Here is an 11,787-nt window from a genome sequence, read left to right on the forward strand (position 1 = left end):
ATTATACTTTAATTTATTCTTAGTTTAGTTTATTTCTTAAATACAAAAGGTAGGCGTTTTGAAACATTTAACCCCACTCACTCACACCATCTTTAAAGCCTTGTTGCTAGGCACAGCCTTAAGTGCATCTTTAAGTTTAGCCGCAACAGAAAGCCCCACTAAAACAGAGCCTAAGCCCGCTAAGGGGGTTAAAAACAAACCCAAATCGCCCGTTACTAAAGTCATGATGACCAATTGCGACAATATTAAAGATTTTAACGCTAAGCAAAAAGAAGTTTTAAAAGCCGCTTATCAATTCGGCTCTAAAGAAAATTTAGGCTATGAAATGGCAGGCATCGCATGGAAAGAGTCATGCGCAGGGGTTTATAAAATCAATTTTTCGGATCCGAGCGCGGGCGTGTATCATTCTTATATCCCAAGCGTTCTAAAAAGCTATGGGCATAATGATAGCCCCTTTTTGCGTAATGTGATGGGGGAATTGCTCATTAAAGACGATGCGTTTGCTTCTGAAGTGGCTTTAAAAGAGTTGCTCTATTGGAAAACACGCTACCATGACAATCTAAAAGACATGATTAAATCTTACAACAAGGGCAGTCGTTGGGAAAAAAACGAAAAATCTAACGCTGATGCTGAAAAATATTACGAAGAGATACAAGACAGGATCAGGCGTTTGAAAGAATCTAAAATCTTTGATTCGCAGTCTAGTAATGACCAAGAATTGCAAAAAAGTGCTAATAGTAACCTGGATTTAGACCCTATCGGCAACGCCATGCCTCAAACTTTAGCCACCAAAGAAACTCAAACAGAGAAAACCCAAGCAGAAAAATCCCAAGAAATGAAAGAGACAACTAGCGAGCAAACAAAGAGTAAGCCAGAAAAAGCAAAAGATAAACCCATGTATTTGGCTCAAATCAACAGCACTGATTTCACACCCGCCAAAAAAAGCCCCAAAAAACCGGCTAAAGTGAGTCCAAAACGCTCCCCCAAAAATAATATAAATAATATTAAAAGCAACACCAAAACCGCTTCCAAAAAACAAGAAGTGTGCAAAAATTGCTCTCCAGGGCAAAGAAACGCGATTTTAGCTAACCACATCACTCTCATGCAAGAGCTTTAAAAAGTCCTAAAAATGGCGCAAAAAACTCTTTTGATCATCACTGATGGCATCGGGCATCGTGAAGATAGCGATCATAACGCATTCTTTCATGCTAAAAAACCCACTTATGACTTGATGTTTAAAACCTTGCCTTATAGCCTAATTGATACGCATGGCTTGAGCGTGGGCTTACCTAAAGGGCAAATGGGAAATTCTGAAGTGGGGCATATGTGTATTGGGGCTGGTAGGGTGCTCTATCAGGATTTAGTTAAAATTTCTTTAAGCCTTCAAAACGATAACTTAAAAAACAACCCCGCTTTTTTAAACACGATCAAAAAAAGCAAAGTGGTACATCTTATGGGTTTAATGAGCGATGGAGGCGTGCATTCACACATTGAGCATTTTATCACTCTGGCTTTAGAGTGTGAAAAATCCCAAAAAAAAGTCTGTCTGCATTTGATCACCGATGGGCGCGATGTGGCTCCTAAAAGCGCTTTAACTTATTTAAAACAAATGCAAAATATCTGCAATGAAAACATTCAAATCGCTACCATAAGCGGTCGTTTTTATGCCATGGACAGGGACAAGCGCTTTGAAAGGATTGAGCTTGCGTATCATAGCTTAATGGGGCTTAACAACACGCCTTTAAGCCCTAGCGAGTATATCCAAAGCCAGTATGATAAAAATATCACCGATGAATTTATCATGCCCGCTTGTTTTAAAAATTACTGCGGCATGCAAGAAAATGAAAGCTTTATTTTTATCAATTTCAGGAATGATAGGGCTAGAGAAATCGTGAGCGCTTTAGGCCAAAAGGAATTCAGTGGCTTTAAGCGCGAAACTTTTAAAAAACTCCATATCGCTACCATGACGCCTTATGATAACACTTTCCCCTACCCTGTTTTATTCCCCAAAGAAAGCGTTCAAAACACGCTCGCTGAAGTGGTCTCTCAACACAACCTGACCCAAAGCCACATCGCTGAAACTGAAAAATACGCGCATGTAACCTTTTTCATCAATGGCGGAGTGGAGGCGCCTTTTAAAAATGAAAACCGGGTGCTTATCCCAAGCCCAAAAGTTACCACTTATGATTTAAAGCCTGAAATGAGCGCTAAAGAAGTAACCCTTGCGGTGTTAGAGCAAATGAAACTAGGCACGGATTTGATCATTGTGAATTTTGCTAATGGCGATATGGTGGGGCATACGGGGAATTTTGAAGCGAGTATCAAAGCGGTAGAAGCAGTGGATGCATGTTTAGGGGAAATCCTTTCACTAGCTAAAAAATTGGATTACGCTATGCTTTTAACCAGCGATCATGGGAATTGCGAACGCATGAAAGATGAAAACCAAAACCCCTTAACCAACCATACCGCTGGGAGCGTGTATTGCTTTGTTTTAGGGGATGGAGTCAAATCCATTAAAAACGGAGCCTTAAACAATATCGCTAGCAGCGTGTTAAAACTCATGGGCCTTAAAGCCCCAGCAACGATGGACGAACCCCTATTTTAAACTAAAGGAAAAGAATGCAAATTGATGACGCATTATTGCAACGCTTGGAAAAATTGAGCATGTTAGAGATTAAAGATGAGCATAAAGAGAGCGTTAAAGGCCATTTAGCGGAGGTTTTAGGCTTTGTAGAAAACATTTTCGCTTTAGAAACTAGTGCGCTAAAAACAGATACAGAGCTATGCACCCCTTTAAGAGAAGATGTGCCCAAAAGCCAACCTAACATAGCCAAAGAGATTTTAAGCCAAAACAAACACAGCCAGGATCATTACTTCGTTGTGCCTAAAATCATTGAATAGGTTTTATTGAAATAGGTTTCATATCAAGTTAAAAACTTTTGAAATCAAACAGACAGAAAAAAGCTGTCGCTTGATCCAATTCAAGCTTTTTACTATTTTATTTTTAAAAACGCTTTCAGCCTTTTTTTAATTCATCAAGGGTTTCCACTAACCCCACAACCGCCTTTTTGACTTCTTCATGCGTGATAATATAAGGGGGCATGAGGTAAATGGTGTTGTTTAAAGGGCGTAATAACAGGCCTTTGGTTAGAGCTTTTTTAAAAACCGCCAAACTCAAACGCTCTTTGGTTTGAATAAAAACTTCAAAGGCAAAAACCATGCCCAAATGCCTTAAATGAGACACCACTTGTTGCTCTATCAAGGGTTTTAATGCGTTTTGGAGCGTATTAAAAATAAATTCGCTTAAAGCCTTATTCTTTTCAATAACATTTTCTTTTTCAAAAATATCCAGCGTAGCGTTCGCGCATGCGCATGCTAGGGCGTTTCCTGTGTAGCTGTGCGAATGCAAAAACGCTTTATTTTCTTCATAGGGAGCGTAAAATTGGTTATAGATTTCATTGCGGGTTAATAGTGCGCTTAAAGGCAAATACCCCCCACTAATCCCTTTAGACAAGCATAAAAAATCCGGCTCAATCCCGCATTGTTCATAAGCAAACATGCTCCCTGTGCGCCCAAACCCGGTAGCGATTTCATCAAAAATAATGTGGATGTTTTTTTGCTTGCACAATAAAACGGCTTGTTTTAAATATTTTGCACTATAAATATGCATATTCCCTGCGCATTGTAAAAGAGGCTCTGCAATGAAGGCGCAAATTTCTTCATGATGCTTATCCAACAAACGCTTTAAAGCGTTCAAACTATTTTCTGTTTCATTGTCGTTTTTAGGCACGGGTGTGGTGAGATTCTTGAGCAATAAAGGGGTGTAAGTGTCTTTATAAAGTTTCACATCGCCCACGCTTAAGGCTCCCAAAGTCTCGCCATGATAGGAATTAGAGAGCGATAAAAAAAGCTTTTTGTGGCGCGTTTGATTCTTTAAAAAATGGGCGTGGTAGCTCATTTTCAAAGCGATTTCAATACAAGATGAGCCGTTATCCGCATAAAAGCATTTGTCCATATGGGTGAGCTGGCAAAGCCTTTGAGAGAGCGTGATAATGGGCTTATGGCTGAAAGAAGCCAAAAGGACATGCTCCAAACTATCAATTTGATTTTTAAGCTGCTGGCTGATGTAGGCGTTATTATGCCCAAAAAGATTCACCCACCATGAGCTGATTAAATCCATGTAAGCGTTATCATTAAAATCGTAGAGGTAAATCCCTTGAGCCTTTTTAATGGGGGTAATGGGGAAATTTTGATGCTCTTGCATTTGCGAGCAAGGGTGCCAAAGATATTCCAAATCCAAAGCGGCTAAATTTTCTTGAAAATTCATGTTAAAAACTCTCTATAATAAGGATAATTTTAATAACCTTTGGTTAAAATAGGGTTATTTGATTTTACTATAAGGTTGTTTAAACCTGAATTTCACATTTTTGATTTTTTAAAAGGGATTAGAGTTCTTATGATTGAATGGATGCAAAATCATAGAAAGTATTTAGTGGTTACAATATGGATAAGCGCGATCGCTTTTATTGCTGCCGGGATGATAGGTTGGGGGCAATACAGCTTTTCTTTAGATAGCGATAGCGCTGCCAAAGTGGGACAGATTAAGATTTCTCAAGAAGAATTAGCCCAAGAATACCGCCGCCTTAAAGACGCATACGCTGAGTCTATCCCTGATTTTAAAGAACTCACTGAAGATCAAATCAAAGCCATGCATTTAGAAAAAAGCGCTTTAGATTCGCTCATCAATCAAGCCCTATTGAGAAATCTCGCTTTGGATTTAGGGCTTGGCGCTACGAAGCAAGAAGTGGCGAAAGAGATCCGAAAAACGAGCGTTTTTCAAAAAGATGGCGTTTTTGATGAAGAATTGTATAAAAATATCTTAAAGCAAAGCCATTACCGCCCCAAGCATTTTGAAGAAAGCGTTGAAAAGCTTTTAATCCTTCAAAAAATCAGCGCACTATTCCCCAAAACCACTACCCCTTTGGAGCAATCCAGCCTATCGCTTTGGGCAAAATTGCAAGACAAATTAGACATTCTTATCCTAAACCCTAATGATGTTAAAATTGCTCTTAATGAAGAAGAGATGAAAAAATATTACGATTCCCATAAAAAGGATTTTAAAAAGCCCACACGCTTTAAAACACGCTCTTTATATTTTGACGCTAGTTTGGAAAAATCCGATTTGAAAGAATTGGAGGAATACTACCATAAAAACAAGGTGTCTTATTTGGATAAAGAGGGGAAATTACAGGATTTTAAAAGCGTTCAAGAGCAAGTCAGGCATGATTTAAGCATGCAAAAAGCGAATGAAAAAGCCTTAAGGAGTTATGTCGCTCTAAAAAAAGCGAACGCGCAAAACTACACCACGCAAGATTTTGAAGAAAACAACTCCCCCTATACTGCTGAAATCACGCAAAAACTCGCCGCTCTCAAGCCCCTTGAAATCCTAAAACCAGAGCCTTTTAAAGATGGTTTTATTGTGGTGCAGCTCATCTCTCAAACCAAAGACGAATTGCAAAATTTTGATGAAGCTAAAAGCGCTCTTAAAACCCGCTTGACTCAAGAAAAAACCCTTACGGCGTTGCAAGCATTAGCTAAAGAAAAACTTAAGGATTTTAAAGGGAAAAGCGTGGGCTATGTAAGCCCTAATTTTGGAGGCACTATTAGTGAGCTTAACCAAGAAGAAAGCGCTAAATTTATCAACGCCCTTTTTAACCGCCAGGAAAAAAAGGGGTTTATCGCTATTGGTGATAAAGTGGTGCTCTATCAAATCACAGATCAAAATTTCAACCACTCATTTAGCGCAGAAGAAAGCCAGTATATGCAGCGTTTAGTCAATAACACTAAAACGGATTTTTTTGATAAAGCGTTGATAGAAGAATTGAAAAAACGCTATAAGATAGTCAGATACATTCAATAAATGCAAGGGGAAATCATGGAACATAAAGAAATCGTTATAGGGGTTGATATAGGCTCTAGAAAGATTTGCGCGATAGTGGCTGAATTTAAAGAAGGGGTTTTGCGCATCATTGGCACGGCCCATCAAGACTCCAAAGAGATCACTTCAAAAGCCATTAAAAGAGGGCGTATCAATAGCCTTTCTCACGCTTCTAGCGCCATTAAAGAAGTGATCAATAACGCTAAAAAAATGGCGGGTTTGAACGCTGATGGCGATAAAAACAACCCCATGCCCCATTTTGGGGAATACCACCCTAAAACTAAAGCGATTGTTTCTTTTTCTGGGGCTTATACTGAAAGCATTAGAGACGTTACCGGTGTAGCGAGCACCAAAGATAATGTGGTAACCATTGATGAAATCAGCCGCGCTATCAATAACGCATGCGCTAAAGCAGGCTTGGATAACGACAAACACATTTTGCATGCCCTCCCCTATCGCTTCACTTTAGACAAACAAGAAGTGAATGACCCTTTAGGAATGAGCGGGACTCGCCTAGAAGTCTTTATCCACATTATCTATACAGAAAAAAACAACATTGAAAATTTAGAAAAAATCATGATCCAATCTGGAGTAGAGATTGAAAACATCGTGATCAATTCTTATGCAGCCTCGATTGCCACCTTGTCTAATGATGAAAGGGAATTGGGCGTGGCTTGCGTGGATATGGGCGGAGAGACATGCAACCTTACGATTTATAGCGGCAATTCCATACGCTATAACAAATACTTACCCGTAGGCTCCCACCATTTAAGCACGGATTTGTCACACATGCTCAACACCCCATTCCCTTACGCTGAAGAAGTTAAGATCAAATACGGGGATCTTTCTTTTGAAAGCGGCGAAGAAACGCCCTCTCAAAATGTCCAAATCCCTACCACCGGATCAGATGGCAATGAAAGCCATATTGTGCCTCTTAGTAAAATCCAAACTATCATGAGGGAAAGGGCTTTGGAAACTTTTGAAATCATCCACAGGAGCATTCAAGATAGCGGTTTAGAAGAGCATTTGGGTGGGGGCGTGGTTTTAACCGGAGGGATGGCTTTAATGAAAGGGATCAAAGAGCTGGCTAAAGCCCATTTCACTAATTACCCCGTGCGTTTGGCCGTTCCTATGGAAAAATACAACATCATGGGCATGTTTGAAGACTTGAAAGACCCTCGCTTTTCAGTCGTGGTTGGCTTGATTTTATACAAAGCAGGGGGGCATACCAATTATGAAAGAGACTCTAAAGGGATTATCCGCTACCATGAAAGCGATGATTACACAAGAGTAGCCCATCAATCAAGCCCTACCCCCCATATCTCGCCTACAGAAAGGAATTTGAGCGATTTAAAAACCCCTAGCGCTCCTTTAAACACCGCTAAAAACGATGATTTTTTACCCATAAAAACCACCGAACAAAAAGGTTTTTTTAAAAGTTTCCTTGATAAGATTTCTAAAATCTTTTAAGATACAGCCATTTCTTTATGCGATAAAAACGCCTTAATAGTTATCAAAAGCCAGAAAACCATGGTATAATCCCTTAGAGCTATTTATCAAAGTTTAAGATTTGCAAAAATCGTATCTCAAGGGGAATGTGGCTATGGTTCATCAATCAGAGATGGAAAATTATAATATTGGTCAAGCAAGCATTGAAGAAGTAAGCGATCCAGCTTATAAAGGGGCTAAGATTGTCGTCATCGGTGTTGGAGGTGGGGGGTCTAACATGATTAAACACCTGGTTGAATACGGCGTGCATCAAGATGTTACCCCCATTGCAACGAACACTGATGGCCAACACCTCAAAAACAATCCCGCTCCGGTTAAAATCCTTTTAGGCAAAGAATCCACTGGAGGTTTAGGCGCTGGAGGAGTTCCTGATATTGGCAGAAAAGCCGCTGAAGAAAGCGCTAATGAAATTAGAGAAGCGATTAAGGACGCTAAATTAGTCATTATCTCTACAGGGCTTGGAGGAGGGACTGGGACTGGAGCCACCCCTACTATCGTTAAAATCGCAAAAGAAGTGGGAGCGCTCACGATTGCTATCGTTACTAAGCCTTTCAAATACGAAGGGAGTCAAAAAAGAAAGAGGGCTGAAGAGGGATTGAGAGAATTGGAGCAATCTAGCGATTCTATTTTGGTTATCCCTAACGACAAGATCCTTCTCACCATGAAAAAAAACGCTAGCACCACGGAATGTTACAGGGAAGTTGATGATGTCTTGGTTAGGGCTGTGAGTGGCATTTCTACCATCATCACTAAACCCGGTAATATCAATGTTGATTTTGCCGATTTAAAGAGCGCTCTTGGTTTTAAAGGCTTTGCGTTAATGGGTATTGGTGAAGCCACTGGCGAAGGTTCTGCTAGAACAGCGGTGGAAAATGCGATCCAATCGCCTCTTCTTGATGACGCTTCTATTGAAGGGGCTAAGAGCATTATTGTCTTTTTTGAACACCACCCTGATTATCCTATGATGGCTTATTCTGATGCGTGCGATTTTATTCAAGAACAAGCCCATCAAGATGTTGACGTGAAGTTTGGCCAACACACGAGCGAGAATATCCCCATTGATCATGTGCGCGTTACTATCATTGCGACCGGTGCTGAAAGAAACAGCACTGGATCGAGTTTGGAATCTATCGCTACGCCCTCTCAGCCTGTGGTGAAACAAACAAGAAAAGTGGGTAATAGCGATTTTTTAAGAATCCCTACTGAAGAAGAACTATCCACACCCACAGCCATAAGGATCCAGCAAGATTAATTGCAGGTCTTGCTTTTCTCCCCTATTTTTATAGGGCTATAATAAAGCAGTTTGTTAGGTTCGCTCTCATTCGTTTTTTAGAATAAATTAAAAAGCTTTGATTTTAATGGGTGTGCTAGTTTTTAGAGCGTTTGGGGGATTTTAAAGTGCTTTAAAGGGGGAAATTATCCCAAAAACACCCCATAGTTAATGAAGCGCTAGAAACTCATTTGGCAAAAACCAAGGGCTTTCATGCTTGCGTAAATTCATAAACTCCGTTATAAATTTGGTAAGTCAATACATTTTTACTTTGATTGAACCTCACATCTCATCAAATACAGATTATTTTTCCCATCAAAATAATTGATAATAGCAATGATTTTATCAGACAAGTCATCACTTTCTTTGATAATCTTTTTTCAAAAGATCGCATGCATCAGTGAAAAACTCTCGCTCATTGGCTTTATGAGTCTTCTAACACGCTCGCAACAAGACCAACGCTTACGCTCGGCTTTGTCTTGTTTCATTCTTTGCTCGCCCTTTTTTTCACTCCTGATTGACTTGCTCTGATTTGACAAGATCAATAATCAACGCTTCTAATGTTGATTTTAGATTATGTGCTTCCATGTTTTCTAAACTCCAAGATGATACCGCCCAACTACCACAATTATCTATTAAATCAATACTTAAACATAGCTCTTAATTAAAACATAGCTCTTGCTCTCTGTTTATACCAACAGTGTCATGGTCTTATTTGCTCCTTTAGTTTTATCTTGTTTTTTGTTTTCTTTGCTTATTATAACAAAAAAAGGTCATGGTTTTACCAACGCCCCGCGTTCTTTTTAGGTTGCTTAAAACGATAATAAGCCCTCATGCACCCTATTTTGCTCTATTTGTTTTTTATAGTCTTCATAGGTTAATCCTAGCTCCAACGCCTCCTTTTGTAGCTTTTGTTTCTTTCTGGGTCGTCCATTTTGTTTCTTGCTGCGGCGCATTCTAACAATTTCTCTCTTAATGTCTCATAGCTTAAACCATGATAGTCTAGGATCTCAATACGCTTGCCATTCTTTCTTAAAAAGCAAATGGCAGGCGTGTTAGTTTTGCTGTTTTCCACCCCAAGAAGCTATGCTAATGGCCATGAGATGAGAAAAAATTCCAACAATATTTCAGGGAAGCGTCGTGTAAGCGGTGGGGTATGATGTTCATTGTAGCGGTTTTAATGCTGGCGTTTTTAATCTTTGTCCATGAATTAGGGCATTTCACGATCGCTAGGATTTGTGGGGTGAAAGTAGAAGTCTTTAGCATTGGTTTTGGTAAAAAACTTTGTTTTTTCAAGCTTTTTGGCACTCAATTCGCTCTGTCTTTGATCCCGCTTGGGGGCTATGTGAAATTAAAGGGCATGGATAAAGAAGAAAATAAAACGAATGAAACCCATCAAGCGAATGACAGCTACGCGCAAAAAAGCCCTTTTCAAAAGCTATGGATATTGTTTGGCTAAAACTTTCAGCATGTCCGCTATTGGGCATGAGAGCGATTTTTTATTGAGCGATTTAGTGGCGGATTTAAGGGCTTCTACGCCTTCAAACGCGATGGAGATTTTGCTCCCTAATAGCGATGAATGGTTGCAAAAACTTGATGGGTTTAATGTGAAATTGCACCGCTCTATTAAAACTTTGCTCCATCAAAAAAAGGCGCATTTAGAGCATTTAGCGGCTTCTTTTAGAGAAGAGGAACTACCCAGTTAACCATTCCGAACCTGGAAGTCAAGCTCTTCATCGCTGATAATACTGCTCTTTTCAAGAGTGGGAATGTAGGTCGGTGCAGGGATAGGGAAATGTTTTTTAGTCTTGCTTTTTATTTAATTTTATTATTGACTCATTGTTTCGTTTGTTTGGGTGGTTTATTGGGGTTTGGTTGATTTATTCAAAGTTTTTTAGAGATTTAAGAAAACGAGCTTGATGGCAAAATAAAATCTAAAATCATAAAATAAAATTTAAAATCAAATTTTTTCTGATCAATTTCAACAGAATTTGATACAGGTTTTCTTTGTTATTATACCTAAATTCACACTCCTTCAAATGGAGTAAGAAATTCTCTCTCTTTATTCCCTTAAACTGACTCAAACGACCCTTTAAGAAAAGCTCCAAAAATTCTCTATGCCATTGATATGATTTCTTGATCACTCATTCTTTGAGTATTCCACTCTATGAGTGTGCTTTGAACACATAATCCACCAACCCATCATAAGACTTCTTGCCATTACTCACAATCTTTGAGTATAGACATTTCCATTGCGTTTTAACATACCAAATACGGGCATTTTTAATAAGCTCCACGCCCCCTTTTATCTCTCACTCTTTTAGCTAACTCTCATCCACTTCTATTTCCTCATTCAATTGGGTGATCTTTTCGCATTCTTTGGTTATTAAGATTCTTATTTGTTTGATGATTTTATTGATGGTTACTCTTAAAATGCGAGTGATTTTGGCTATTTTAGACGCTTCAATATCCATTGAAAAGTATCTGATAATCTCTCTGATTTAGCCTTGAGAAATTCAATCACATACTTGTTTAACATCGTAGTCATAGTGACTCAAGGCTCCTTGATGGGAGTTTAAGTTATCTTGACTTTTTTTGGAATAAGTTTCTTCTAACTCTTTTATTGCATTTGTCACAGCATTGGTCTTAGCCTTAGAATATTCTTCATGAGTAATTGCGTTCTTGTAGCAAAACCATTCTTCGCTTATATACTGTTTAAAATCTACGAAGGTATCAGATAAATTCCTAAACCTAAATACTAGTGCCAATGCTAACAATACGAAAGTACACTGAATTTCTGGTGGGAAACTATGATGAACCGCCATCATAACTCTCCACATAGCTTGCACATACTCGTGTAATTGTTTTATATAATTAGTTAAAAACTCCATAACTTTCTCCCTGAAAGTAAAATTCTAGACATCAAAGATTTCTCTATATACCTATTACCTTAATAAATAATGGTATATAGTTTTTTTTGAGAATAAAAGAAAAAATATAAGTAACTCAAAATAGAGTTCTTTCATTTTTGCCTCTTGCCTCAAACGCATTTTTCTGACGCATTTTAACA

9 protein-coding genes, 1 rRNA gene and 3 pseudogenes are annotated in these 11,787 nt (G+C 38.8%); 10 read left to right on the forward strand and 3 right to left on the reverse strand.

All coding sequences use genetic code 11. The features are described from left to right. Positions 1–58: 58 nt before the first annotated feature. Genes DV63_RS12495 through gatC form a run of 3 tightly spaced genes read left to right on the forward strand, consistent with a single transcriptional unit; the run spans position 59 to position 2,901 of the window. Complete coding sequence (locus DV63_RS12495) at positions 59–1,117, forward strand: hypothetical protein (RefSeq protein WP_000681998.1); 1,059 nt, start codon at positions 59–61, stop codon at positions 1,115–1,117. Between the two features lie 12 nt (positions 1,118–1,129). Continuing rightward, positions 1,130–2,605 carry a 2,3-bisphosphoglycerate-independent phosphoglycerate mutase gene (gene gpmI, locus DV63_RS12500; protein WP_000057643.1) on the forward strand — a complete coding sequence of 492 codons (1,476 nt, stop codon included), beginning with the start codon at positions 1,130–1,132 and terminating at the stop codon, positions 2,603–2,605. 14 nt (positions 2,606–2,619) lie between these two features. After that, complete coding sequence (gatC, locus tag DV63_RS12505) at positions 2,620–2,901, forward strand: Asp-tRNA(Asn)/Glu-tRNA(Gln) amidotransferase subunit GatC (RefSeq protein ID WP_001165213.1); 282 nt, start codon at positions 2,620–2,622, stop codon at positions 2,899–2,901. A gap of 115 nt (positions 2,902–3,016) precedes the next feature. Here gatC and DV63_RS12510 read toward each other — a convergent pair whose 3' ends face one another. Beyond that, complete coding sequence (locus DV63_RS12510) at positions 3,017–4,327, reverse strand: adenosylmethionine--8-amino-7-oxononanoate transaminase (RefSeq protein WP_001010896.1); 1,311 nt, start codon at positions 4,325–4,327, stop codon at positions 3,017–3,019. A 129-nt stretch (positions 4,328–4,456) separates the two neighbouring features. Here DV63_RS12510 and DV63_RS12515 point away from each other — a divergent pair, with 129 nt between their 5' ends. The 7 genes and pseudogenes from DV63_RS12515 to rrf all read left to right on the forward strand — a co-directional run bounded on the left by DV63_RS12515 (position 4,457) and on the right by rrf (position 10,505). Beyond that, positions 4,457–5,920 carry a peptidylprolyl isomerase gene (locus DV63_RS12515; RefSeq protein ID WP_031202317.1) on the forward strand — a complete coding sequence of 488 codons (1,464 nt, stop codon included), beginning with the start codon at positions 4,457–4,459 and terminating at the stop codon, positions 5,918–5,920. Then, complete coding sequence (gene ftsA / locus DV63_RS12520) at positions 5,921–7,408, forward strand: cell division protein FtsA (protein WP_172635379.1); 1,488 nt, start codon at positions 5,921–5,923, stop codon at positions 7,406–7,408. It begins immediately after the preceding gene. Positions 7,409–7,541: 133 nt separating this feature from the next. Continuing rightward, a complete protein-coding gene (ftsZ, locus tag DV63_RS12525; protein ID WP_020982402.1) occupies positions 7,542–8,699 on the forward strand; it encodes a cell division protein FtsZ in 1,158 nt (385 codons plus the stop codon). Positions 8,700–9,736: 1,037 nt separating this feature from the next. Further along, positions 9,737–9,877, forward strand: a complete 141-nt coding sequence (locus DV63_RS18355; protein WP_162967235.1) for a hypothetical protein — start codon at positions 9,737–9,739, stop codon at positions 9,875–9,877. Further along, a pseudogene (rseP, locus tag DV63_RS12530) lies at positions 9,874–10,173 on the forward strand (RIP metalloprotease RseP); the annotation flags it as partial. The gene DV63_RS18355 and the pseudogene rseP, both read left to right, overlap by 4 nt. Before the next feature lie 13 nt (positions 10,174–10,186). Then, positions 10,187–10,345, forward strand: a pseudogene (locus DV63_RS18250) (exodeoxyribonuclease VII large subunit); the annotation flags it as partial. Positions 10,346–10,386: 41 nt separating this feature from the next. Next, positions 10,387–10,505 (forward strand): 5S ribosomal RNA (gene rrf / locus DV63_RS12535). A gap of 152 nt (positions 10,506–10,657) precedes the next feature. Here the strand turns inward: rrf and DV63_RS18515 are convergent. Then, positions 10,658–11,218: pseudogene (locus DV63_RS18515) on the reverse strand (transposase). A gap of 15 nt (positions 11,219–11,233) precedes the next feature. Further along, positions 11,234–11,608, reverse strand: coding sequence for a hypothetical protein (locus DV63_RS12545; protein WP_000395296.1), 375 nt, complete (start codon positions 11,606–11,608; stop codon positions 11,234–11,236). Between the last annotated feature and the right edge of the window lie 179 nt (positions 11,609–11,787).

The organism is Helicobacter pylori FD535, assembly GCF_000296015.2.
In the GTDB taxonomy this organism is placed as follows: domain Bacteria; phylum Campylobacterota; class Campylobacteria; order Campylobacterales; family Helicobacteraceae; genus Helicobacter; species Helicobacter pylori_CT.

Coding starts and splice junctions, on each gene's coding strand:
- gatC (WP_001165213.1), top strand. CDS start 2,620: ATGCAAATTGATGACGCATTATTGCAACGCTTGGAAAAATTGAGCATG.
- DV63_RS12545 (WP_000395296.1), bottom strand. CDS start 11,608: ATGGAGTTTTTAACTAATTATATAAAACAATTACACGAGTATGTGCAA.
- DV63_RS12510 (WP_001010896.1), bottom strand. CDS start 4,327: ATGAATTTTCAAGAAAATTTAGCCGCTTTGGATTTGGAATATCTTTGG.
- gpmI (WP_000057643.1), top strand. CDS start 1,130: ATGGCGCAAAAAACTCTTTTGATCATCACTGATGGCATCGGGCATCGT.
- ftsA (WP_172635379.1), top strand. CDS start 5,921: ATGCAAGGGGAAATCATGGAACATAAAGAAATCGTTATAGGGGTTGAT.
- DV63_RS12515 (WP_031202317.1), top strand. CDS start 4,457: ATGATTGAATGGATGCAAAATCATAGAAAGTATTTAGTGGTTACAATA.
- ftsZ (WP_020982402.1), top strand. CDS start 7,542: ATGGTTCATCAATCAGAGATGGAAAATTATAATATTGGTCAAGCAAGC.